The following is a 24651-nucleotide window of genomic DNA, read 5'->3' as shown; positions in this document are numbered from 1 at the left end:
TTAGAGACTCTGGACTAATCTGGTTGTATTATCACCATTGATGCAAGGGGTACGCAAAAATCAATTGCCGAACAAATCATAGCCGGAAATGCTGATTATATTTTAAGCCTAAAAGACAATCATCCTACACTACATCAACAAGTAAAAAATTGGTTTGAAATAGCACCATCTCTCGACTTTAAAGATGTTGATGTCAGTATTAGTCAACGGGTCGACAAAGGACATCACCGCATCGAAAATCGCACCTGTTATACTGTTCCAGTTTCACAATTACCAGCACTTTATGAACAAAACCAATGGGCAGGATTGGCAACAGTAGTCATGGTAGTTCGTAAGATTCAGCATTGGAATAAAACTACCCATGAAGTTCAATTTTACATTACTAGTCTTGATAGTGATGCTAACAAAATTGGTAGTGCGATTCGACAGCATTGGGGGATTGAAAACTCTGTTCATTGGACATTAAACCGCGTCTACTTTGAAAGCTATAGTTTTTGGGAATCAGGTTAAAGCTGAGAACTTAAACTACAACTGAATAATATACTTTCCTGAAAAACTCTAGGTTTCAACATGGAATGGGTTTAGATGTCACTTTCCATGTTCGCGAAGCGGCTCTGAAAGATCAGATGAATCTCGAATTCGTTCTATGCACAGTCCACAAAACTTTGCTTTATTACGTCGCATTGCCCTCAATGCCTTAGACCGAGAACCAACTTTTCGTCGTAGTATTCGACAAAAGTCAAGACGAGCTACGATGAATGATCAATATATGGTTTCTGTGTTAGCAGCATCCATAGCAAACTATTCTCCTCTACTGTAATTCCTCTGTCAATAGGTTTTGAGACGCGCTAACCCTGATATTTTATAATGGATGTTGGGTTACTATGCGGTTTGGTAATTTATCTGTGAGCGTTATAATTTAATTACCGCATCTAACCCACGCTACAAGGTGTTCTATGGTGAAGCTTTTAGCCTGCATCGTAGTCATACATATTGCTCCTACATGAGTTGGAATAATAGATATATTGCAAAAATCCAAAAATTTAGTGATGTTATTCTGACTGAAGCAAAGTGGAAGGAATAATCTTCGAGATGTTTCGCTTCGCTCAACATGACAATTTTAGTAAAAGTCTAATACTCATCATTATTAGTGATGTTATTCTGACTGAAGCAAAGTAGAAGGAATAATCTCCGAGGTGTTTCGCCTCGCTTAACATGACAATTTTAGCAAATGTCTAATACTCATTACTAAATGTGCCAGAAATTGCTATGCTACAAATATAATAACTATTAAGGAAACAATGCCTGCGCCTACTATTACCCCGACAATGACTGCTTTTCCCCTGACTGCTGTAGTCGGTCAAGAAGCAATTAAGATAGCTTTGCTGTTGACAGCAGTAGATCCCGCTTTGGGGGGTGTGGTAATTGCAGGTCGTCGTGGTACGGCTAAATCTGTAATGGCGCGTGCTATCCACGCCTTGTTACCACCTATTGAAGTTGTTAAAGATTCCCTGTGTAACTGTGACCCGAACCACCCAGAAGAATGGGATGATAAACTTTTAGCCGAGGAAAGACAGGAGATAGAAACGGAAATTATCCCTGCACCTTTTTTGCAGATTCCCCTGGGGATTACGGAAGACCGGCTTTTAGGTTCTGTGGATGTAGAACAGTCGGTTAAACAAGGTGATACGATTTTTCAACCTGGGTTGCTGGCTACCGCAAATCGTGGGGTTTTGTATGTTGATGAAATTAATTTATTAGATGACCAAATTAGTAACCAACTTTTAGCTGTATTATCTGACGGACGTAACCAAATTGAACGGGAGGGAATTAGTTTTCAACATCCCTGTAAGCTGTTGTTTATTGCGACTTATAACCCGGAAGAAGGGGCGTTAAGAGAACATTTACTTGATAGAATTGCGATCGCACTATCAGCAGACGGAGTTCTGGGTTTAGATCAAAGAGTACAAGCAGTTGAGCAAGCGATCGCATATTCCAAGTCTCCCTCAGAATTTCTCCAGCAATATAGCGAAGACATCGACTCACTCAAAACCCAAATTATCCTCGCACGGGAATGGTTAAAAGAAGTCACCATTACCCAAGAACAAATTACTTACCTCGTTAATGAAGCCATTCGCGGTGGTGTAGAAGGACATCGTGCAGAATTATTTGCGGTGCGAGTTGCGAAAGCCGCAGCAGCTTTGGAAGGACGCAATACCGTCAACGCTGAAGATTTGCGTCGCGCAGTGGAATTGGTCATAGTTCCCAGAACAACCATAATTCAAACCCCACCACCAGACCAACCACCCCCACCTCCTCCCCCACCACCAGAAAATCAAGACGAGTCGGAATCAGAAGAAGAACAAGAGGAAGAAGACGAAGAAGAGAAAGACGAAGAACAAGAACAGCAAGAACCTCCAGACATTCCCGAAGAGTTTATCTTTGATCCAGAAGGGGTAATTCTTGACCCAGAAGTGCTTTATTTTACGCAAATGGCACAACGTCAAGGTAAATCTGGAAGTCGCAGTATTATCTTCTCAGACGACCGGGGACGGTACATCAAGCCGATGATTCCCAAAGGTAAAGCGCGACGGATAGCCGTAGATGCCACACTTCGAGCCGCAGCCCCGTATCAAAAAGCACGACGAGCTAGACAACCAGATAAAAAGGTCATTGTTGAACAGGGAGATATCCGTTCCAAGCGGTTGGTGAGAAAAGCCGGCGCTTTGGTGGTATTTGTGGTTGATGCTTCTGGTTCAATGGCTTTAAATAGAATGCAATCTGCTAAAGGTGCAGTGATGCAACTGTTAACAGAAGCCTATCAAAATCGTGACCAAGTATCTTTAATACCTTTTCGGGGTGAACAAGCAGAAGTTTTATTACCTCCTACCCGTTCCATTGCTTTAGCTAAAAATCGTTTAGAAAGATTACCTTGTGGTGGTGGTTCTCCCCTCGCACATGGTTTAACGCAAGCAGTTCGTGTAGGTGTAAATGCCCAAATGGGTGGCGATATCGGGCAAGTTGTCATTGTGGCAATTACTGATGGTCGTGGTAATATTCCTTTAGCTCGTTCTTTAGGAGAACCCATAGAACCAGGTGAAAAGCCAGACATCAAAGCCGAATTATTAGATATTGCAGGCAGAATTCGGGCTTCAGGGATGCAATTGTTAGTAATTGATACTGAGAGTAAATTTGTATCAACTGGCTTTGCAAAGGAATTGGCAAAAGCAGCAGGAGGTAAATATTATCACCTACCGAAAGCGACTGATAAAGCGATCGCAGCAATGACTAGAGGAGCTATAGCCGATATAAAATCTAGTAGATAGTCTATTGCCACAATCAAGATTTTGAGGATTTCAAGATTTACAGGATGAATTTGTTTAAGTTGATCTAAATACGAAATCCTTTCATCCTTAAATCTAGTAAATCCTGATATGGCTTGCGTCACCCTACGCTATCAGACAATTCTAAGCACTAATGACTCCTGACTCAGCTTGTGGCTGTAAGTAGCCAATCAACTCTTGTATTCCTTTGTGCAGATACCGAGTTACTGTCATCGGACTAGCACCAATTTTTTTAGCAGCATCCTTGCGAGTAAGTTCCTTAACAAAAACTAATTCAACTGCCATGCGGGGTTTATCGTCTAACATATTCATAGCCCCTTGTAGTTGTAGGCGTTCTTCCTCTTGTTGTTGATGCAGAGTAGTACGAGGACAGGGAAGTATGTCACCCAAAGTGATTTGATAATCAACATAATTAGCTGGAGTCGCATCTAAACTCAGAGGCATCCGGTTTTGAGCAGCTAACTTGCATTCTTGCCACTCTTGTAGGGAAATATGAAGTTTGTTAGCAATTTCAATATCTTTGGGAGGACGGCTTAGAGATAGCGTCAACTCTTTGCGAATTTTTTGCCCTTCATTAAAAAGTTCTTGCCAACGACGGGGAATTTTGACTAGAGTAGAGCGATCGCGCAAAAAATGCAGCATTTCACCGCGAATATAAGGTATAGCAAAGGAACTAAACGCATAACCTTGAGTAGGATTAAAGCGTTCAATAGCCCTAATTAAACCAAAATAACCGATCTGTTCTAAATCTTCATAAGGCTCATTACACTGATGGCTAAATTTATAAGCCATTTTACGGACTAAACCCGTATGTAACTGTACCAGTTGGTTACGAAGTTTAATAGAAGGAGTGCGGTGGTATAAGTGTAATAGCTCTATACCATCAGATTGCACAGAGGACTCACTTGCTGCCATATCAATTCCTTTGTAGTAACCCCCTTCCCCGAAGAATGGAGTTGCGTATACTTGATTTCAAACTGTCATTATTTTCCTTAGTCATCGCTGAATAAGCCATCGTTGTTTTACTGAACTTAAAATAAGCTTCAGTTATCTTCTAAGTAAGATTACTTAGAAATATTCATTCTCGCCAATTATTGTAATTTTTCTTTACGAATCTAAAATTTAGTGGGTGTACAACTTTTTCTTATGTAATAAAATAATGCTGGTGCTGCGTGATAATGCTAAATCTAGTCAGTAATTATCTGTAATAGAGAGTGAAAACTAAACAAATAGGTGTTGGACACTTAATATTTCGTTACAAAACTTACTTTTATTTAGTGAATATTACTGAATCATTCAAGAATAACTGCTAGATTTGTCATGAGAATAGCAGTAACCCAAATTAATACCTGTGGAAATATCGTAATAAAATGCGTTAAAATTTAAAACCATAAAAATTGTCTTTATAAAATTTTACAACTTCTACTAAAAAATCTCTTTTCTAGATTTCCTCCCTAGTCTCCAGACACAAGTATTGGTAAGAATGGAGATGAAGAGGTAATTTACTCAAAAATTTAGTAGTTTTGAGATATGAGCAATACCAGCAATTTTCGTCAAGCTTTCCGTGAAGCTCAAAATCACGCCCTTGTTGGCCCCAATGTCATTGCCAATGCCCTCCCCTTTGTTGGTGGTGGGTTAGTTTTAACTGCATTGGGAACCTACGGCGGTTTGGGAGTTATTCGTTCTCACCCCGAACTATTCTTTCCCACCTTCTTTGGTGCTGTAGTTCTGGAGTTAATTCTCTTCTTTGTCGCTCAAAACGTTGCCTCCAAAGGTAACAACAGCGTCGCCCTCCCACTATTAGCAATTTACAGCCTCTTATCTGGATATACCCTCAGTGGCTTGGTATTTGTAGCTTTGAGAACCCAAGGCGTGGGTATTGAGGGCATTGGCATCGCCGCCCTTGGTTGTGGTGTCACCTTTATTGCTGCACGTCAAATTGGTTCTAATCTCTCAGAATCAGACGGTATGGCGTTGACAAAAACCGTCTCCTTGGGGGTAATTGCCTTAGTCGTTGTTTGTCTAGTTCAATTTGGGTTGGCCTTATTTGGTGTTTACACACCCACATGGTTAGAAATTGGTATCTCTGGTTTAGGGGTATTTATTTTCGCTGGAGCATCTGTGGTCGATTTCTACATCTTGCCCCGCACCTATCGCGATGATCAGTACTTACCCGCAGCTTTGTCGATGTACCTAACCTACATCAACCTGTTTATCTTTATTTTACGGTTGCTGATTGCTATCAATGGACGTGATTAATTGATTGTTAACAGCAGAAACAACACAATTTAACTAAGACTAACCGTGGTTCATCAACAAGAGCCACGGTTTCTCATCATCAAGCTGATTTACACCACGGATTTTAGATAATTTGTCCAACTTACAGCTAAAATCTAAGACATAAAGAGCGATAAAAATCCAAATCGTTCTCAACTAAAGTAAGTAATATGGATGTCCTAGAACTCAAACGCGAAATCGAAACGTTGTCTGGCCGCCTGGGTAAAACCCAGGACTATCTTTGACGTACCCGCACTCAAAGCCAAAATTCATGACTTGGAACAAATATCAGCCCAGCCAGAATTTTGGGACGACCAAACCCAGGCACAACAAACACTGCAAGAACTCAACGACCTCAAAGATCACTTAGAGCAATATTATCAGTGGCACGCCAATTTAGATGATACCAGGGCGGTGATTGAGCTACTAGAATTAGAAACCGACGAATCACTCTTGCAAGAAGCGGAATCTACCATCACCAAGCTTAACCGTGAACTTGACCAGTGGGAATTACAACAGTTACTTTCTGGCCCCTACGATATTCAAGGCGCAGTTTTAACAATTAACGCAGGTGCTGGTGGTACAGACGCTCAAGATTGGGCATTTATGCTCATGCGAATGTACACCCGTTGGGCAGAAGATCATGGCTACAAGGTAATTTTATCGGAAGAATCAGAAGGTGATGAAGCGGGAATTAAATCAGCCACCTTAGAAATTACCGGTCGCTACGCCTATGGTTACTTGCGTTCCGAAATGGGTACTCATCGCTTAGTGCGGATTTCTCCCTTTAACGCCAATGGTAAGCGCCAAACCAGTTTTGCTGGGGTGGAAGTAATGCCACAAATAGATAACACCGTCAAGTTAGACATTCCAGAGAAGGATTTGGAAATTACCACAACTCGGTCGGGTGGTAAAGGTGGGCAAAACGTCAATAAAGTAGAAACAGCAGTGCGGATAGTTCACTTACCCACTGGTTTAGCTGTGCGCTGTACAGAAGAACGTTCCCAACTGCAAAACAAAGAAAAAGCTCTTGCTCGTCTTAAAGCCAAACTGTTGGTAATTGCCAAAGAACAACGCGCCCAAGAAATTGCCGAAATTCGTGGTGATATGGTGGAAGCTTCCTGGGGAAACCAAATTCGTAACTATGTGTTTCACCCTTACCAAATGGTCAAGGATTTGCGTACAAATACGGAAACTACCGCCATTGGTGATATCATGAACGGCGAAATTGATGCTTTCATTCAAGCCTATCTGCGACAAGAAAATCAACTAGTAGATAGCAATTCCGCATAATTTGGGAATTTGTAAATATTCATGGCAGTTAAAAGTGGATTTCGCTGTTAGGAGGTACATATTTAGCGGGCAAGATGCCCGCACCACAAGAGTTTTATTATTCAAGTTTGTATCTCATTTAAATGAAATCCGCTGTAAAGAGCAGAAGTTTTTTTCCTCTCTTTCTCTCAATCTACTAAGATTCCCACTTACCGAGTATTTCTATGAGTAAATCTCCCTCGACAGAACCTAAACCCAGCTATGTGAAACTTGCCATGCGAAACATGGTAAACAAAGGTGGTACATCACTCAAACATTTTGCACTAACTGCTGTAGGGCTGTTAACCCTCTTAGTTGGTCTTGCTTACCTAACTCGGTAACTAAGGAGAGTTTCGGCTTGGTGAAAGTTGAATTATATGTAGAAAATTGTTTTGATGAGCCTTCCCAAGTAGCAGCAGCTTCTATGGGGGATACCCTGTTAACAGTATCTGACAATACTTGGGAAAACTGGTTTCATCGCTGGTTAGAAATCCTGACCCCTGATCTTCCACCTGCACTAAGTTATGAAATAGGGCTGCGTTTGACAAATGATGCCCAAATTCAGGAACTAAATGCTCAATATCGCCAACAGGATAAACCTACAGATGTTTTAGCCTTTGCTTCCTTAGAGGCAGATTTACCCCAAAGTGAGGAAATGCTGGCTTCTCAACCTTTGTATTTAGGTGATATAATTGTATCTATAGATACGGCAAAACTCCAAGCGCAACAACAGGGGCATAGTTTAACCACAGAATTAGCTTGGTTAACTGCTCATGGTTTGTTGCATCTTTTGGGCTGGGATCATCCAGATGAAGAAAGTTTGATGCAAATGTTAAAACAACAAGTTATATTACTGGATGGGATAAGTATTAATATTGACTTAAATTAGTGGGTGTGGCTCAAATTTTCACTCTTGGTGGCGATTTTGACAATATTATTGTCACTAATTCTTTAGAATTGCGTCAAAGTTAATTAAGCTCTTAAAATTAACCAAGATTCCCACCCTATAATATTGGTATCGTCCGGCCTATGTCCCAACAAATTTCGCCACCCCCAACACCAAACCGCTTATCAACCCTTGTGTCCAAAGAACGGGAACTTTCCTGGCAGATAGCCTCTAATTTATTTGTTAGTTTTAAGTATGCCTGGGCTGGAATCAGCTATAGTTTTCAAACTCAACGCAACTTTCGTATCCATCTCAGTGTCTGTGCTTTTGCTATAGGTTTAAGCATTTTTTTGCATCTACAATCTGTAGAAATAGCCATAATTGCTATTACTAGCGGTTTAGTTTTGACACTGGAGTTACTGAATACAGCTATTGAGTCTTTGGTTGACTTGACAGTTAAGCAAACTTACCATGACTTGGCTAAAGTTGCGAAAGACTGTGCTGCTGGTGCTGTGCTTGTGTCTGCTTTGGTATCTTTGTTGGTAGCTGCGACACTTTTACTGCCTCCTTTAGTTGCTTTAATTGTTACCACGTTTTAGATTAGTTTTGTATCTCTAGCTTTGAGAATGGCATTTTTGAATTGGGCGAATACGCCTTCTAAAATGCTGAAATATTATTATGGATAATATTCTTTTAAAGGGATGTAGAAACCCCATCTATTGCTTCGCGGAGGCAAGCTACAACGAAGTAAGATAGGGTAGTTCATATGAAATTAGGTAAAAATTGTGATTATAGTCATTGATAATTACGATAGCTTTACATACAATTTGGTGCAGTATTTGGGGGAACTAGCCAGAGATTTCCCCGTAGCGGCTGAATTGAAAGTTTTTCGCAACGATAAAATAACTGTAGATGAAATTCGGGATTTAAAGCCCGATGCGATCGTAATTTCCCCTGGGCCTGGTCGTCCAGAAGATGCAGGAATTTCTGTAGATGCGATCGCACAACTAGGATATAGTATCCCTATTTTGGGTGTTTGTTTAGGACATCAAAGTATTGGTCAGGTATTCGGTGGTAAAATCGTTTCTGCTCCAGAATTGATGCATGGCAAAACCTCCCAAGTATCTCACACTGGAGTTGGGGTTTTTCAAGGATTAGAAAATCCCATTACCGCCACCAGATATCATAGTTTGGTGATTGACCGCGAAACTTGCCCCGAAGTATTGGAAATCACCGCTTGGGTGGAAGATGGCACAATTATGGGAGTACAACACCGGAACTATCCTCACATTCAGGGAGTCCAGTTTCATCCAGAGAGTGTACTGACTTCTTCGGGTAAGCACTTACTGCGGAATTTTCTGGAACAACTACAGACAAGAGTGTGATTAAATGAAACGACGAGAGTTGATGGGCTATGCTGGGGCAGGTTTGGTGACAGCATTAGTAACTAATTTAGGTTCCAATCTTCCAGCTACAGCCCAATCTAGTGGTGTATCAGTTCAGTGGTTGGGTCATACTTGCTTTCTGTTCACTGGTGGGGGTGTAAAAATTCTCGTTAATCCCTTTCGGACTGTCGGCTGTACAGATGGTTATCGTCTCCCCAAAGTTGCAGCTGATTTAGTGCTGATTAGCAGTCAACTGTTAGATGAAGGTGCGGTGGAGGGACTACCAGGAAATCCTAAGCTGATTTATGAAGCGGGAGTTTATGAATTTAAAGGTCTTAAATTCCAGGGAATCTCTATGGATCATGACCGCAAAGGTGGCAGACAATTCGGTAAAAATACCGCTTGGAAGTGGAACCAAGGGGGAATTAATATTTTACATTTAGGGGGCGCAGCTGCACCTATTTCCATTGAGCAAAAAATCCTCACAGGTCGTCCCGATGTGGCATTAGTTCCTGTAGGTGGTAGCGCTAAAGCTTATAATGCTGAAGAAGCAAAACAGGCAGTTGCGGTCTTAAATCCAAAGTTAGTAATTCCTACCCATTACCGCACCCAAGCCGCAGATGCCGCTAGTTGTGATATTACACCAGTAGATGATTTTTTGGCTTTGATGCCTGGTGTCAATGTGCGACGCAGTAATGGTGATGCTGTGGCGATTAACTCTAAGGCTTTACCGGAAAATACTGAAATTCAGATTTTGAGTTATAAGTTCTAGCTAAATCGGGCAGAAATTTAAGGTTTCGTTTCTCAACCCAACACTTGAAAATTTTGTAGATGTTGGGTTTCACTCCTAGGAGTAGCCCTTTCAAGGTGACTAACGAAGATACGTCGTTTCAGTTAAGCTAAAAACATTAAATCAGGTAGGTTGGGTTGACGCTAGGAAACCCAACATTTACGGACTTTTGTTGGGTTGCACTGTCGCTTTAAGTGTAGCCATGCCCGCAAGGGCTTTACCCAACCTACGCATTTACTAGAAAATCGCCTACCAATAGTTAAGTGATCTTGCTAAGTTCTCAATTATTCTATTTTTTATAAAGTAGTTCTTCCTTATCGAATTCAGCATAACATATCTAAAACTCAATGTCAACACACTTCCTTCTCTCTTGGCGCGAGGTTAACAGTAGGGTGGGTTAACAACAGCGCAACCCACCAACATCATCAACCACTAATTAACTGAACAAGAAATTAGCACCAAACAGGTTGACATTCACATCAGCAGCAATAAAACCAGACGTACCTGATAAAGTAGCTAATAACTGACCAGTGCCAAAACCAGTATTACCAATTGTGCCATCACCAATGCGTAGGAGAGTATTACTACCTGATGTCAACACATCAATATTAGCAATACCTGTAAACTGGATTTGATCACCACCGACACCACGCACAAACTGAGTAATAGTATCTGCACCATCATTCAAAGCATAATTGACGATATCTACAGCACCATCATTTAAACCCAAATTGAGTTTATCGTTACCAAGACCACCAATGAAAATATCTGCACCTGCATTACCAGTCAGGGTATCGACACCAGCACCACCTGTGAGAATATTAGCTGCTGCATTACCCGTGAGGACATTATTTAAGGTATTCCCAGTACCATTAATCGCAGATGTTCCTTGTAAAGTCAGGTTTTCTAGGTTGTTGGCTAAAGTTTAACTAACAGTGGTGAAAACAGTATCAGTTCCTGCATTAGCAGCTTCGGTGATGATATCTCCTACATTATCCACATAGTAGGAATCATTGCCCAAACCACCAATCATGGTATCTGCACCTTTGCCACCATTCAAGATATTATTACCACTGTTACCAGTGAGGGTATTATTTAAGGTATTACCTGTACCGTTAATGGCAGCAGTGCCGGTTAAGGTTAACTTTTCTAAGTTGGCTTTTAATGTCCAAGTGATGGAAGATTCAACCGTATCAATACCTTGATTTAAACCTTCAGCAATGTAATCACCAAGATTATCTACCACATAAGTGTCATTGCCAGCACCACCAATTAATAAATCTGCACCTGCACCACCATTGAGATAATCATTACCACTTCCACCATCTAAATCATCATCTCCTGCACCACCTTTAACCCAATCATTACCAGTAGTAGCGGCAAAGCTGACTGTACCTGAAAATCCACTTAAATCAAATTGTTCAAATCCGATGATGGTTGTACCAGGGATATCTAATTGATTGGTGGTGTTATTGGTATCAATGGAAATAATATCTTCCGCAGTTCCCCCAGTAATTATCAGGGTATCTGTACCTGTGTTACCGTTGAGGGAGTCGTTTTGTTGCAGGTTAGCAAAGGTGCTGGTGATGTTATCATTGCCACCTTGAGCATCTATGATATCTTGTTGGGCTGTGGTGGTGAAGTTTTCGCTGTTGGCTGTACCTGTGATGATGTTAGTAGTGTTTAAACCGGGTGTACCACCTGCAACCAGATCAGTCGCTACGATTTGACGAAATACGCCTGTAACTGGATCAACCAAACTCATGCCAGTACCGGGCTGCACTAAATCCCCATTTATAGTGACATTACCGTCAGCAAAATACACCAGGTCATTTTGACCACCTATGTTAAATTTTACTACTTCGTTTTGACCGACGGGTAAGGAGCTTGCTTTTCGGGTCAAGGTATAATCTCCATTCCCTTGGTTAATTGACTGGGTATAGTCAGCCAACTTGCCTGTTAGGTAAATTACATCATTACCACCTCCTGCATTGGTAAAGTCCATGCTAGTTCCAGCTTTGACATATACACGATCTGCTCCTGCGCCACCATAGACGATAGCAGTGTCCCCTGGAGTGGTAAGTTGAGGTATATCAACACCATTAGCATCCTCAATAAACATTCGGAGAGAACTAGGGTTGTATGTTAGTTCAAAGGGCTGAGGTGTGCCTCCTGCAACGAGGTCACTGGCTACGATTTGACGCAATACCCCTGTAAATGGGTCAGATAAGCTAGCACTTTGGAGAGTGACATGACCATCGGCAAAATACACCACATCATGAGATCCAAGGAATCTGATGACTTCGGTTTGACCTGCGGGTAAGGTGTTTGCTTTTCGGGTCAAGGTGTATACACTACCAGAAATAGACTGAGTATAGTCAGCCAAATTACCTGTCAAGTAAAGCACGTCTGCACTACCAAATAATAGGATGAAGTCTAGGCTACTACCTGCCTGAACATAGACCGAATCTACACCGCTAGTACCCGATACTGTAGCAAATTTGCCCACTACACTCAGTCCGGCAGTGGTGTTATCTCCCCAATAGATATGCCCACCTAGTCCGTTGATGAAATATCTCACATCGCTTTCATTGATATCGTTAATACCAATGGTTAGCTGTTTATCGTAAGATAAACCACCTTGGTCTGTGGTACGAACTCGAATGTTGTAGCTATTTTGAAATTCGTAGTCAAAAACAGAATTCGTTTTTAGTTGATTATCAACGATGCTAAATAAAGCGTTATTTGTGTCACCTGTACCTGATACTAAACTATAGGTGAAGGTATTACCTGTATCAGGGTCGGTGGTAGTGAAATTACCAACTACAGTACCAGTCGGTTGATTTTCGGCAACGTTGCTATTATCCAGAGTCAGAGCAGTAGGAGCATCATTAACAGCAGTAATCGTCACATTGCGACTACGCAAAGTGCTTGTAGCTGCACCATCATTGACACTAAAGCCAATCGTGCGAGTCGTTGTAGTGGGATTATCACTGGTGTTGGTATAAGTAATAGTACGCAATGCGGTTCGGTAATTAGCAACTGTAGCTGCACCAGTTAAAGTTAAAACTCCTGTTGTGCTGTTGTAACTGCCTGTAATTCCGTTTTGATTGGTGAAACTGAGGATATCTTGACCCGAAACGAAACCAGAAGTAATGCTGACAGTGGCACTGGCTAGGTTAGCTGAATCTAAATCACTGACGTTGATAGATGGGTCAATAGCAGTCGTAGCATTTTCGATGTAGGATAAAGCGGTGCTAGTTGTAGTGACTACAGGCGCATCGTTAACTGATGTAATGGTGACATTGCGACTGGGAAGATTGCTAGTAGCAGCACCGTCATTAACGCTAAATTGAATGGTGCGAGTAGTTGTATTAGGATTATCGCTGGAATTACGATATCTAACAGAACGTAAAGCGGTTTGATAATTTGCAACAGTGGATGTTCCTGTTAAGGTTAAAATCCCTGTTGTGCTGTTGTAACTGCCTGTAATTCCGTTTTGATTGGTGAAGCTGAGGATATCTTGACCAGAAACGAAACCAGAACTAATCCTGACTGTTGCACTTGCTAGGTTAGTTGAATCTACATCGCTGACAGTAATAGATGGATCAATGGCTGTCGTAGCGTTTTCAATGTAGGATAAAGCAGTGCTGGTAGTGGTGATAGCGGGTGCTTGGTTTTGGTTATTAAATTCAGTTACATCAATAATCTTTAAGCCGCCTACATCATCAGCCACATAAGCGTAGTTGCCTACTATTTTCACATCTAAAGCAGAGCCTGTAGTATCATAATTGCCGACGAGGGTGGGTGCGGCTGGGTTGCTGATGTTGATGATAGAGAGTCCTGAACCCCCATCAGCCACATAAGCGTAGTTGCCTACTATTTCCACATCCCTAGCATAGCCTGTAGTATCATAATTGCCGACGAGGGTGGGTGTGGCTGGATTGCTGATGTTGATGATAGAGAGTCCTGAACCCCCAGCAGCCACATAAGCGTAGTTGCCTACTATTTCTACATCAAAAGCATAGCCATAGCTAGAAGAAGTATCATAATTGCCGACGAGGGTGGGTGCGGCTGGGTTGCTGATGTTGATGATTTGCAGTCCTGAACTATCATCAGCCACATAAGCGTAGTTGCCTACTATTTCTACATCAAAAGCATAGCCAGAAGTATTATAATTGCCGATGAGTGTGGGTGCAGATGGGTTGCTGATGTTGATGATTTGCAGTCCTGAATAACCATCAGCCACATAAGCGTAGTTGCCTACTATTTCCACATCCCAAGCAGAGCCAGAAGTATCATAACTGCCGATGAGGGTGGGTGCGCCTGGGTTGCTGATATTGATTATTTGCAATCCTCCACCCTCATCAGCCACATAAGCGTAGTTGCCTACTATTTCCACATCATAAGCCCAGCCAGAAGTATTATAATTGCCGATGAGGGTGGGTGCAGATGGGTTGCTGATGTTGATGATTTGCAGTCCTGAATACTCATAAGCCACATAAGCGTAGTTGCCTACTATTTCTACATTAAAAGCACTGCCAGAAGTATAATTGCCGATGAGGGTGGGTGCAGATGGGTTGCTGATGTTGATGATTTGCAGTCCTGAATACTCATAAGCCACATAAGCGTAGTTGCCTACTATTTCTACATTAAAAGCATAGCCAGAAGTATTATAATTGCCGACAAGGGTGGGTGCGCCTAGGTTGCTGATGTTGATGATTTGCAGCCCTGAACCATTATCAGCCACATAAGCGTAGTTGCCTACTATTTCTACATCATTAGCATTGCCAGAAGTATTATAATTGCCGACAAGGGTGGGTGCGCCTAGGTTGCTGATGTTGATGATTTGCAGCCCTGAACCATTATCAGCCACATAAGCGTAGTTGCCTACTATTTCTACATCATTAGCATTGCCAGAAGTATTATAATTGCCGACAAGGGTGGGTGCGCCTAGGTTGCTGATGTTGATGATTTGCAGCCCTGAACCATTATCAGCCACATAAGCGTAGTTGCCTACTATTTCTACATCATTAGCATTGCCAGAAGTATTATAATTGCCGATGAGGGTGGGTGCAGATGGGTTGCTAATGTTGATGATTTGCAGTCCTGAATACTCATAAGCCACATAAGCGTAGTTGCCTACTATTTCTACATCATTAGCATTGCCAGAAGTATTATAATTGCCGACGAGGGTGGGTGCAGATGGGTTGCTGATGTTGATGATTTGCAGTCCTGAACTATCATCAGCCACATAAGCGTAGTTGCCTACTATTTGTATACTACGACCATAAGAAATATCGTAATTACCCTTAAAAACTGGGTTGTTGGGATCAATAATATCAATTATCTCCAGTCTATCCCCCACTACGTAAGCGTAGTTACCCACAACTGCCACATCATTGGCATAGCTCAAACGATCCCACACCCCGACTAATGTGGGTGCAAATACTCCCTGGTAGGTGTTGAGGGTTTCTGCACGAAAAATAAGAAAAGGGGTTGTCATGCTGAGTGGAGCGAGCCGTAAGATTTCAGTATCTGTCGAGATTCTTCCCTCCACTGCGTTCTGGTCAGAATGACAGTTTATTTTATCTGTAACGGGAATATTAACTTCTAACTCCCAATTTCCCCCTAAAGCTGCATTTCCCGTTTTTGTTGCTGATGCGCTAATGGTTGCGTTGGTAATCTCATGCAACTTGCGAATAAATTCTTCCCCTGCATCCCCCGCAGCGACTCTACAACCATAGAGTAAAATACTCTGGCTTTGCCAACGCTGCAATAAAGCCGCATATTTACTGATGTTGTCTAAATTCAGTTGACTATTGCCTAAATACAAACATCCCGGTGAACCGTGTGAAACGATGTGAATAGCGGTAATTTGGGGATGATATTGTAAAAATTCGGTAATTTCTACAATTCCATCTCTATTTGGGGAAAGAATAACCGTTTCTACTCCGTCAACAACTCCCGTCTGTAGAGTTTGGTAGTCGGAAACAGAGGAATCAATGAAGACAATGGTATAGATTTGATTGAGTGAATAGTTGTTCAACATATTTATTATTTTTGCACCTATAACAGAATGTATTTTCCTGTTGCATTGAGACTAGGATTTAGCATTGCTAAACCCCTACAAATCTTTATGCGTACAGGCTTAAGCACAAATAAGATAGTAATGTATTTTACTTATAAGCAAAACCGTAATTTCTCGTATTTGGCGGTTAAATCAATGAGTTTGAACTAGCCAAAATAAAATGCCCAAACCTAATCAGGACGGGCATTAAATATCTTTGTAGGTAAAAAATGTTTTGGGTTTATATGAACTAAATAAAACTTAAATTAATATATTTTTTTGATAAATATTATTCCTACATGCCTACGGGTATATACTTAAATAATAAGATTGGATAATTTATTTTCTTGTGTTCCACAGGTAAATCTTATGGGTGCATCTTCATAAAGAAACGGTATTGTAAATATTCGGAAGTCGTTTACAAATCTAGGTTTTACCCTCTTTTGATTTGTTCATTGGACTTGATTTGAGATCAAACTGTTTTCCCACAGCCATAACACCCCACCCCTAGCCCCTCGCAAGCGAGGCTACGGTGTACACACAAGTGATCTGATTACCCAAAATAAGCTCTGGCGATTTATCTCGTTCCCATGCAGAGCATGGGAATGCTGCTCATTGAGGCTCTGCCTCCAATCTGGCATTGAGTCAGAGACTCAAAGAATGCATTCCCAGTCGGAGACTGGGAACGAGGAAAAGGTTTAAGTCCCGTTAAGTTTTTTCTCATGCTTGAAAACTCCCTCTGGGTAAGGATACGTGTACACCGTAGCCTCTTGGAGGCTAAAGTGTTTGAGTTTAAATTGATAGCAGTATTTTTGCTCCTACCAAAAAGCGATCGCACTCTGTCATATCAAAAGTGCGATCGCTATAAGTCTTGGTAAACTGATAATTAATAGATATATTTTCCCAATCACCAATTACCTATTACCCATTACCAATTTAAGCTGTATACCACTCTGGAGTCAGTTTATCTGCTTCAGTGACAGGGGCTTCAGTTGCTAGAGTACCATTCATAGTCCAGATGGTGTCTGCACTTGTTTGTTGATCTCTCCAGTAAATGTCGGTTTTGCCATCACCGTTGAAATCGCCAAGGGATGATGTCAAACCTACGCTATTGCTGGGTAGGAAGGCTTCAGAACTCACTTGTGTACCATCCATCAACCAAGCTGTGTTTGCACCTGTGGCGGCATTGTGCCAGAAGATGTCGGTTTTGCCATCGCCGTTGAAATCACCAATGCTGGATGTCCACTCTGCGCCAAGTGTGTTGACAACGCCTTCGGTAACGAAGATACCATTCATTGTCCAAATCTTGTTTTCACCTGTTTGCGAGTTGCGCCATAAGATGTCTGTCTTGAAGTCGCCGTTAAAATCGCCTAGGCTAGTTGTCCAGGATGCATCCTGTGATTGCAAGTTATATGGGGTGGCTTGGCTACCATCCATGAACCAAGCGATATTATCACCAGTGGTGTTGTTGCGCCAGAAGATGTCACTCTTGCCATTACCGTCGAAATCGACAATGGTTGCAGTCAAAGCTGGGTCTGTGGTTTCGAGAACGGTGGCACTAACTACTGTGGTTCCATCCATTTGCCAAATGGCATTTTCACCTGTTTGAGCATTATGCCAGAAGATGTCGGTTTTGCGATCGCCATTGAAATCGCCAATGTTCGCAGACCAACCTGGATCTACTCTATCTAAGTTCAGGAAACTAGAAACTCTTGCGCCATCCATTAGCACAACAACATTCTCACCTGTTTGTTGGTTGCGTAGCAAGAAGTCGGTCTTATTATCGCTGTTAAAATCAGCAGTTTCATAACTCCAGGTGGTTAAGTCATATTGACCTAAAGAAGCCTGTTCTACGACTCTTGTACCATCCATCAGGCGAACTAAAATTTCACCTGTTTGCACATTCACCCACAATTTATCTGTTTTACCATCACCATTAAAATCAGGAACAATTGCGGCGCTAGTTAGGTAAGGATTAGGGTTGGGATTGACGCTACCTACTGGAATTGAGGGTAATGAATCAAGTGGGAAAGGAAATACTGGATCTTCTTGTGATTGAGGTGCAGAACTATTAGGAAGTTGCGTATCAAGAGATGTTGTCAAAACTTGTGATTTTTCGAGAGATTGTAATCCTGATACTGCTAGTTCTTTTGAATATAATCCTGAGCGAGTTGCTGCTTGAAACATGGTGTGTTTTTATGGGTAATTAATATAAAGTTTTAATTCCTTTAAAATAAAGATTCTGTAAATAATAAACATTCGGCTGATTCTTTTTAGACAATGTCATTATTTGAAGATATATCTCTACTGTTTGGAAATTGCTTTTATCAAAAACAAAAATAATGTCTTAATAATCAAAATAGATTTTTGATATTGTTTATCAATGTCATTGTTTAATCATAAAATCCTGGTTTTTTGACAATCATCTTGATCGCAATTTTCAAGGAGTTACAAACAAATCAAAGATGATGACTATATTTGTGAGTGACACCAAAAAATGAGATAAAGTAAAAATTGGCTAAAATAACGAAGAGGATGTTTTCAAAGTGGTCGCTGATGTATTAAAAATTTTAGATCCTCCTAAATCCTCCTTTTTAAGGAGGACTTTGACTCTAGTTCCCTGCTTGTTAAGGGGTTAGCCAGTGTCTAAAATCACCAGCTAAAACTTTTCAAACAACCTCTAAGATTAGTAACTATTAATAGAGATACTTCTAGTTACTTAAGTAAAAAACACTACTATAAATTCAACAGTAAATTAGTTATGCAAACAGAATATCGGCAACGTCGTGAGCAGTTAATGGCGAAAATCGGTGCTGGTACAGCTATTTTTAGGAGTGCGCCAACTGCGGTGATGCACAACGATGTTGAGTATAATTTCCGCCAAGATAGTGATTTCTTTTACTTGACTGGGTTTAATGAGGCTCAAGCTGTAGCGGTGTTAGCACCTCATCACGCAGAACATCGGTTTGTGCTGTTTGTTCAACCCAAGGATAGGGAAAAGGAAGTTTGGAGTGGTTATCGCTGTGGGGTAGATGCAGCGAAGGAATTTTATGGTGCAGATGCAGCTTACCCGATTGCGGAGTTAGATGAGAAGTTACCTCAATATTTAGAAAAGAGCGATCGCATTTATTATCACCTAGGACGCGATCGCAATTTCAATGACAGAATTCTCAAACATTATCAAAATCTCCTGCAGACTTATCCCAAGCGAGGAACAGGGCCAATTGCTATTCAAGATACCATTACTGTCTTGCATGGCATGAGATTACATAAAAGCGAAGCAGAATTAGACATGATGCGAAAAGCGGCAGATATTGCAGTAGAAGCGCACAACCACGCCTTAGAAATTACCGCACCTGGACGTTATGAATACGAAATCCAAGCAGAGATGGAACGTATTTTCCGGTTGCGGGGTGGAATGGGGCCTGCTTATCCTTCCATTGTCGCAGCTGGAAAGAATGCTTGCGTGCTGCATTACATTGAAAATAATTGCCAAATGCAAGAAAACGAACTGCTGCTAATTGATGCAGGTTGCGCCTATAACTACTACAACTCTGATATTACGCGGACATTTCCAGTAGGGGGAAAATTTACAGCAGAACAAAAAGCATTATATGAAATTGTACTAGAATCACAAAAACAAGCGATCGCACAAGTACAACCAGGAAACGCCTTCAACGCACCCCATAATACCGCCGTCCGCGTCCTCACAGAAGGTTTAGTAGAACTAGGTTTACTCAAAGGTGAAATTGACAAATTAATCGCAGAAGAAAAATATAAACCATTTTATATGCACCGCACCAGCCATTGGTTAGGTTTAGATGTTCATGATGTTGGTGTATATCAACATGGAGAAAACCCCCAACTTTTACAACCAGGACAAGTTCTCACAATAGAACCAGGACTTTATATAGTTCCCGACACCAAACCCGCAGAAGATCAACCAGAAATTGATCCCCGGTGGGTAGGGATTGGGATTCGTATTGAAGATGACGTGTTAGTTACCGCAAATGGACACGAAGTATTAACTGCGGGAGTTCCCAAAGAAGTGAAAGATGTAGAAAGGTAAGTACAGCAGGAGTCAGCGGTCAGCAGTCATGCTTACACATCTTCTTCCTTTCTTCTTCACTTCCCGCTCTTTGCGTCTTTCCTTACGGAACGCTTCGCGAATGCGGTTCATTTAATCCGTATTCTCCTACTAGGTTGCGATAAAAAAAGAAATTTTAGAGATCGTTTGTTAGCATTTTTGGTTCAAAACAGGGAAAACTGAGAATAGGTATTTAATGTTCCTTTAACCATGACTACAAACGATTCTGAACCATCGAATTGCTCAGATTTACAAGAGTGTCAAAACCAGCTAAAACTTAATGCTAAGTATCAAAAAATCTTGGCGAGAATACTGGCTAAGATTCGTGCAACTATCAATTTAGAATCTCTATGTTCAACTTCTTGTCAAGATATTTGTCGGCAATTGAAAATTGAACGGGTGGCAGTTTACCGCTTTAATCCTGACTGGAGTGGTAGTTTTATCAATAATTTGGGCTTTGCTGAACCCCCCTGGAATACACTAGCTGCTTTTGGTCAGGATTTAGTGTGGGAGGATTCGCATTTGCAAGAAACTAAAGGTGGTAGATACCGCAATAATGAGCCTTATTCTGTGGCTGATATTTATGAAGCTGGCCATGCGCGTTGTCATATTGAGGTATTAGAACAGTTTCAGATTCGGGCTTATGCGATCGCTCCTATTTTCATTGGTGCAAAGCTGTGGGGCTTACTAGCTGCCTATCAACATTCTGCACCACGTCAATGGCATCTGAACGAAGTTGAATTTATAGCCCAAGCTGCCAGCCATCTCGGTGTCGCCATGCAGCAGACGGAAATTTTAGCACAAACTCAACAACGGACAACAGAACTGCAAGATGCGATCGCTAGACAACGAGCTTTAGCTGAAGTTGTGGGGAATATTCGCTCATCTTTAGATACTAAAATTATTTTAGATACCGCTTGTCAGGAACTTTGCAAACTCCTGAAATTGGAAAGGGCAGCGGTTTATCGCTTCAATGAAGACTGGAGTGGTGAATTTATCAGTCATTTTGGCATATTCCAGCCCCATTGGGATAGGATTATTCCTTTTGGCAAAAATCTCGTTTGGGAAGATACCCACCTGCAAGAAACAAAAGGTGGCAGATATCGCAATAACGAAAGTTTTGCTGTGAATGATATCTACCAAGCTGGACACTCACGCTGTCACGTCGATATTTTAGAACAATTCAAGATTCGAGCTTATGTTTTAGCACCTATTTTTATTGGTCCAAAACTCTGGGGAATAATAGCAGCCTATCAACACACCAGTCCACGCCAATGGGCAAATTACGAAGTTGAGTTTCTTGCACAGGTGGGAGCGCAGTTGGGTGTCGCACTCCAGCAAGCTGAGAATTTAACACAGTCAAAACAACAAGCTTCTGCCCTCCAAGATGCGATCGCCCGCCAACGCGCCCTCACAGAAGTAGTCGGGAAAATTCGCTCCTCCCTCAATATTGACTTAATTCTCAACACCACTTGCCAAGAAGTATGTAAACTGTTACGTGTTGAAAGAGTTGGCGTTTATCGCTTTAACGAAGATTGGAGTGGCAAATTCGTCAGCAATTTTGGCCTGGTTGAGTCACAGTGGGACAGCATCAACCCCTTTGGCAAAAACCTCGTTTGGGAAGATACCCACCTGCAAGAAACCAAAGGTGGCCGCTATCGCAACAACGAAAATTATGCCGTTAACGACATCTATCAAGCTGGACACTCACGCTGTCACCTAGATATTTTAGAGCAATTCAAAATTCGCGCCTACGCCTTAACTCCCATTTTTGTCGGACGCAACCTGTGGGGACTGCTGGCTGCTTATCAACATTCTGCACCGCGTCAATGGGAAAATGTAGAAGTGGAATTTTTGGGTCAAGTAGCCAGCCAACTGGGAGTAGCACTGCAAAGTTCGCAAATGGTAACACAAATCCAAACCCGTGCTGATGAGATGCAACAATCAGCAGAACAGCGACGAATTTTATTTGATTTAGTCGTCAAAATTCGGGAATCCTTAGATTTAGAGACCATATTGAATAGTACAGTACAGGAAGTCAGGCGATCGCTCGTAGCAGATCGAGTTGGCATCTTTCACTTTGACCCAAATGTCGGTTTTTGCAGTGGCGAATTTATCGCCGAAGATGTTGTAAACAACTTCAATTCCGCCCTCGCAGTCAAAGTCCAAGACTATTGCTTCGGCAACCAGTACGCTCCACAATATCGTCAAGGGCAAGTACAAGTAATTTCTGATGTCACTAGTGTCGGCTCAAAAGTACCACATCTAGAAATAATCGAGCGATTCCAAGTCAAAGCCCAGATCATCGTTCCCCTAATGGAAGGAGATGAACTTTGGGGATTATTTTGCATTCATCAATGCACCCATAATCGCAACTGGGAAGAATCAGAACTGGAATTTGTCACCCAAGTAGCAGCCCAACTCAGCGTAGCCTTGCGTCAAGCCAACTTGTTCCAACAATCTCATTTACTCGGTCAAACCCGCGAAGAAGCCAATCAACTCGCCCAAGCACTCAATGAACTACGCACAGCCCAAATGCAAATCATCCACGCCGAAAAAATGGCCAGCTTGGGACAACTAGTAGCAGGAGTAGCCCACGAAATCAATAACCCCATTAATTTTATCCACGGCAACTTAGAACACGCCCACCAATACACACAAGAATTACTCCGCTATGTCGAACTTTATCGACTTCATCACCCCTATTCCGCACCAGAAATCCAAGAATTTTCAAAAAAAGCCGAAATCGAATTTATATTCGAGGATTTGCCTAAGTTATTCCAATCCATGAAAGTTGGTACTGAACGCATTCGTGAAATTGTCAGTTCTTTGCGGAACTTTTCACGCCTAGATGAAGCAGACTTCAAAACAGCAAATATTCACGAAGGCATCGACAGTACATTGATGATTTTACAAAACCGCTTGAAGTCTTCAGCCGATAGCCACATTATTCACATCATCAAAGAGTATGATACATTGCCTTTGATAGAATGTTATCCTGGTCAGTTGAATCAGGTATTTATGAATTTGCTCTCTAATGCCATAGATGCCCTAGAAGAGCGAAACATTAAGCAATCCTCCGAATTTATTGCTGCTAACCCCAGCGAAATCCACATTTCTACTTCCCTGCTCAATCAAGACTGGATTATCATTCGCATTACCGATAACGGACTTGGTATAGATGAAAAAGTCCTATCAAGACTGTTCGATCCATTTTTTACCACCAAAAGTGTTGGCAAAGGTACGGGACTAGGACTTTCTATCAGTTATCAAATAGTGACAAATAAACATAATGGCAAGATATACTGTCACTCTGAAATTGGTAAAGGCACAGAGTTCGTAATTGAACTGCCCATTTTTCAAGCGACAACTAAAAAACCAGTATCTATAGTCCAAGTATCAGAATAAAAAATTAGCAAATAAACAATTCAATTCGGCTCATTTTGTGATTTTAAATTCATAATTTGGCTTGGGGAAAGGTTAAAGATTTTTCTTTAGGACTAAAGCTGCGTGTCACACCAAAAATCTATTGTAGGGTGTGGTTCGGCAAACTCACCAACCACGTCAGATATCAAAAATCCGTTTATTTACGAGATATATGCAGTCTGACGCACCTTAGCAATATGCCAGTTGCATAAGTCCTGTTCTTATTTCTTACTCCTGACCCTTCGCCAAATTTAAAAAAGTCTAATAACACATTAGTAGTAATAAACAAAATTCACAAACGCTATAAATTAACTACATCCCTCGACATATTCTACTTCTGGTAATTTACCTGATCTATACCTAGTTACCCGCTGACCATCAGTTTCAAAAACAACTCTATAATTTTGGTCAGCCTTATCTTTGGGTATTAAAGTTAGGTAATGTCCCTTTTGGACATAGTTATGAGGTGTAACTTTAATTTGTCCAGGATAGAGAGATTTAATTCTTGCTTCAGTATCACCAATTTTTGCTCCTGAAACTGTAGCAACTCTTGGATCATCTATATCCACCCTAGCAATAACATCACTGGTGACATATTGCTGACGACTTTTAGCATCATCTTTTGTCACCATAAATGATATATCTTTGAGGTCTCCTTCTCCTTGAAGATAGTAACAACTATCATTTCCAGCGTAGGATACATATAACTTAGCATGAAGAGCAGCTTCAGGAAGATTCATTCCTACTTTTACCGCACCAATACCATTAATAGTTACTTTTGATTGACTGGTTAATTTTGTCTGTGCAGTCACCATTCCCACTGTGAAAACAGAAGTTGTGAGGGTGATAGCGACAATAGTTAATAATTTGCTTTTGCTATTCATAGTATTTTGCGAAAGTTTCTATATTTAGATACAATATGAAATATCTAATTTCGTATTTTTGTTTTTTTCAAAGACCAAATTAAAGCGGAGGTGACAATGACTCTAAGTTTAGTCAGACACCAATTTACAGTTCAGCAATATCATCAAATGGCTGAATCTGGTATTTTAACAGAAAATGACCGAGTAGAATT

General features: G+C 41.3%; 18 protein-coding genes and 1 pseudogene. 14 read left to right on the top strand and 5 right to left on the bottom strand.

Annotation, left to right across the window (positions count from 1 at the left end):
- Positions 1–27: 27 nt before the first annotated feature.
- From ACSQ6I_RS24630 to bchD, 3 genes and pseudogenes are all read left to right on the top strand, one after another.
- Positions 28–510, top strand: a complete 483-nt coding sequence (locus tag ACSQ6I_RS24630; protein ID WP_438892869.1) for an ISAs1 family transposase — start codon at positions 28–30, stop codon at positions 508–510.
- A 115-nt stretch (positions 511–625) separates the two neighbouring features.
- Positions 626–820: pseudogene (locus tag ACSQ6I_RS24625) on the top strand (transposase); the annotation flags it as partial.
- 481 nt (positions 821–1301) lie between these two features.
- Positions 1302–3326, top strand: coding sequence for a magnesium chelatase ATPase subunit D (gene bchD / locus ACSQ6I_RS24620; protein ID WP_438892866.1), 2025 nt, complete (start codon positions 1302–1304; stop codon positions 3324–3326).
- A gap of 141 nt (positions 3327–3467) precedes the next feature.
- Here the strand turns inward: bchD and ACSQ6I_RS24615 are convergent, their stop codons facing one another.
- Positions 3468–4259 carry an RNA polymerase sigma factor SigF gene (locus ACSQ6I_RS24615; protein WP_438892865.1) on the bottom strand — a complete coding sequence of 264 codons (792 nt, stop codon included), beginning with the start codon at positions 4257–4259 and terminating at the stop codon, positions 3468–3470.
- 615 nt (positions 4260–4874) lie between these two features.
- Between ACSQ6I_RS24615 and ACSQ6I_RS24610 the strand changes: the two genes are divergently transcribed.
- The 7 genes from ACSQ6I_RS24610 to ACSQ6I_RS24580 all read left to right on the top strand — a co-directional run bounded on the left by ACSQ6I_RS24610 (position 4875) and on the right by ACSQ6I_RS24580 (position 9975).
- The gene (locus ACSQ6I_RS24610; protein ID WP_438892864.1) at positions 4875–5603 is read left to right on the top strand and encodes a Bax inhibitor-1/YccA family protein; all 729 of its coding nucleotides are present in this window, start codon (positions 4875–4877) and stop codon (positions 5601–5603) included.
- Between the two features lie 188 nt (positions 5604–5791).
- Positions 5792–6914 (top strand): peptide chain release factor 2 gene (gene prfB / locus ACSQ6I_RS24605; RefSeq protein ID WP_323314448.1). Its coding sequence is split into 2 segments (ribosomal slippage): positions 5792–5863 and positions 5865–6914, totalling 1122 coding nucleotides; the frame shifts between segments, so codons are not numbered across the junction.
- 203 nt (positions 6915–7117) lie between these two features.
- Positions 7118–7273: a DUF3285 domain-containing protein gene (locus tag ACSQ6I_RS24600; protein WP_015216634.1), complete on the top strand. Its 156-nt coding sequence runs from the start codon at positions 7118–7120 to the stop codon at positions 7271–7273.
- A gap of 20 nt (positions 7274–7293) precedes the next feature.
- Positions 7294–7821, top strand: coding sequence for an rRNA maturation RNase YbeY (gene ybeY, locus ACSQ6I_RS24595; protein WP_438892868.1), 528 nt, complete (start codon positions 7294–7296; stop codon positions 7819–7821).
- Positions 7822–7961: 140 nt separating this feature from the next.
- The gene (locus tag ACSQ6I_RS24590; RefSeq protein WP_438892863.1) at positions 7962–8417 is read left to right on the top strand and encodes a diacylglycerol kinase family protein; all 456 of its coding nucleotides are present in this window, start codon (positions 7962–7964) and stop codon (positions 8415–8417) included.
- Positions 8418–8603: 186 nt separating this feature from the next.
- Positions 8604–9203: an anthranilate synthase component II gene (locus ACSQ6I_RS24585; RefSeq protein ID WP_438892862.1), complete on the top strand. Its 600-nt coding sequence runs from the start codon at positions 8604–8606 to the stop codon at positions 9201–9203.
- A gap of 4 nt (positions 9204–9207) precedes the next feature.
- Positions 9208–9975, top strand: a complete 768-nt coding sequence (locus tag ACSQ6I_RS24580; RefSeq protein ID WP_438892861.1) for an MBL fold metallo-hydrolase — start codon at positions 9208–9210, stop codon at positions 9973–9975.
- A 454-nt stretch (positions 9976–10429) separates the two neighbouring features.
- Here ACSQ6I_RS24580 and ACSQ6I_RS24575 read toward each other — a convergent pair whose 3' ends face one another.
- On the bottom strand, positions 10430–10813 hold the full coding sequence (locus ACSQ6I_RS24575; RefSeq protein ID WP_438892867.1) for a calcium-binding protein: 384 nt from the start codon (positions 10811–10813) through the stop codon (positions 10430–10432).
- Between ACSQ6I_RS24575 and ACSQ6I_RS24570 the strand changes: the two genes are divergently transcribed.
- Positions 10752–10922 (top strand): hypothetical protein, encoded by a 171-nt coding sequence (locus ACSQ6I_RS24570; RefSeq protein WP_438892860.1) that lies wholly within the window; start codon positions 10752–10754, stop codon positions 10920–10922. The genes ACSQ6I_RS24575 and ACSQ6I_RS24570 overlap by 62 nt on opposite strands.
- Here ACSQ6I_RS24570 and ACSQ6I_RS24565 read toward each other — a convergent pair.
- Positions 10919–16045 (bottom strand): DUF4347 domain-containing protein, encoded by a 5127-nt coding sequence (locus tag ACSQ6I_RS24565; protein WP_438892859.1) that lies wholly within the window; start codon positions 16043–16045, stop codon positions 10919–10921. The two genes, ACSQ6I_RS24570 and ACSQ6I_RS24565, sit on opposite strands and share 4 nt — an antisense overlap.
- Before the next feature lie 740 nt (positions 16046–16785).
- Between ACSQ6I_RS24565 and ACSQ6I_RS24560 the strand changes: the two genes are divergently transcribed.
- Entirely contained in the window at positions 16786–16941 is a 156-nt protein-coding gene (locus ACSQ6I_RS24560; RefSeq protein WP_438892858.1) for a hypothetical protein, read from the top strand.
- Positions 16942–16999: 58 nt separating this feature from the next.
- Here ACSQ6I_RS24560 and ACSQ6I_RS24555 read toward each other — a convergent pair whose 3' ends face one another.
- Positions 17000–18250: an FG-GAP repeat domain-containing protein gene (locus tag ACSQ6I_RS24555; protein ID WP_438892857.1), complete on the bottom strand. Its 1251-nt coding sequence runs from the start codon at positions 18248–18250 to the stop codon at positions 17000–17002.
- 574 nt (positions 18251–18824) lie between these two features.
- On the opposite strand from ACSQ6I_RS24555, the gene ACSQ6I_RS24550 reads away from it, so the two are divergent.
- A complete protein-coding gene (locus ACSQ6I_RS24550) occupies positions 18825–20132 on the top strand; it encodes an aminopeptidase P N-terminal domain-containing protein (protein ID WP_438892856.1) in 1308 nt (435 codons plus the stop codon).
- Positions 20133–20360: 228 nt separating this feature from the next.
- The gene (locus tag ACSQ6I_RS24545; RefSeq protein ID WP_438892855.1) at positions 20361–23558 is read left to right on the top strand and encodes a GAF domain-containing sensor histidine kinase; all 3198 of its coding nucleotides are present in this window, start codon (positions 20361–20363) and stop codon (positions 23556–23558) included.
- A 326-nt stretch (positions 23559–23884) separates the two neighbouring features.
- Here ACSQ6I_RS24545 and ACSQ6I_RS24540 read toward each other — a convergent pair whose 3' ends face one another.
- Positions 23885–24460, bottom strand: coding sequence for a hypothetical protein (locus ACSQ6I_RS24540; RefSeq protein WP_438892854.1), 576 nt, complete (start codon positions 24458–24460; stop codon positions 23885–23887).
- Between the last annotated feature and the right edge of the window lie 191 nt (positions 24461–24651).

Origin of the sequence: Anabaena sp. WFMT (assembly GCF_051781005.1) — a bacterium.
Taxonomy (GTDB): domain Bacteria; phylum Cyanobacteriota; class Cyanobacteriia; order Cyanobacteriales; family Nostocaceae; genus Anabaena.
Note: the sequence above shows the minus strand (reverse complement) of the source record. Positions and strands in the feature narration are given on the sequence as shown.

Coding starts and splice junctions, on each gene's coding strand:
- ACSQ6I_RS24610 (WP_438892864.1), top strand. CDS start 4,875: ATGAGCAATACCAGCAATTTTCGTCAAGCTTTCCGTGAAGCTCAAAAT.
- ACSQ6I_RS24540 (WP_438892854.1), bottom strand. CDS start 24,460: ATGAATAGCAAAAGCAAATTATTAACTATTGTCGCTATCACCCTCACA.
- ACSQ6I_RS24570 (WP_438892860.1), top strand. CDS start 10,752: ATGAAAATATCTGCACCTGCATTACCAGTCAGGGTATCGACACCAGCA.
- ACSQ6I_RS24615 (WP_438892865.1), bottom strand. CDS start 4,259: ATGGCAGCAAGTGAGTCCTCTGTGCAATCTGATGGTATAGAGCTATTA.
- ACSQ6I_RS24550 (WP_438892856.1), top strand. CDS start 18,825: ATGCAAACAGAATATCGGCAACGTCGTGAGCAGTTAATGGCGAAAATC.
- ACSQ6I_RS24565 (WP_438892859.1), bottom strand. CDS start 16,045: ATGTTGAACAACTATTCACTCAATCAAATCTATACCATTGTCTTCATT.
- ACSQ6I_RS24600 (WP_015216634.1), top strand. CDS start 7,118: ATGAGTAAATCTCCCTCGACAGAACCTAAACCCAGCTATGTGAAACTT.
- ACSQ6I_RS24555 (WP_438892857.1), bottom strand. CDS start 18,250: ATGTTTCAAGCAGCAACTCGCTCAGGATTATATTCAAAAGAACTAGCA.
- bchD (WP_438892866.1), top strand. CDS start 1,302: ATGCCTGCGCCTACTATTACCCCGACAATGACTGCTTTTCCCCTGACT.
- ACSQ6I_RS24590 (WP_438892863.1), top strand. CDS start 7,962: ATGTCCCAACAAATTTCGCCACCCCCAACACCAAACCGCTTATCAACC.
- ACSQ6I_RS24560 (WP_438892858.1), top strand. CDS start 16,786: ATGCTTGAAAACTCCCTCTGGGTAAGGATACGTGTACACCGTAGCCTC.
- ACSQ6I_RS24580 (WP_438892861.1), top strand. CDS start 9,208: ATGAAACGACGAGAGTTGATGGGCTATGCTGGGGCAGGTTTGGTGACA.
- ACSQ6I_RS24545 (WP_438892855.1), top strand. CDS start 20,361: ATGACTACAAACGATTCTGAACCATCGAATTGCTCAGATTTACAAGAG.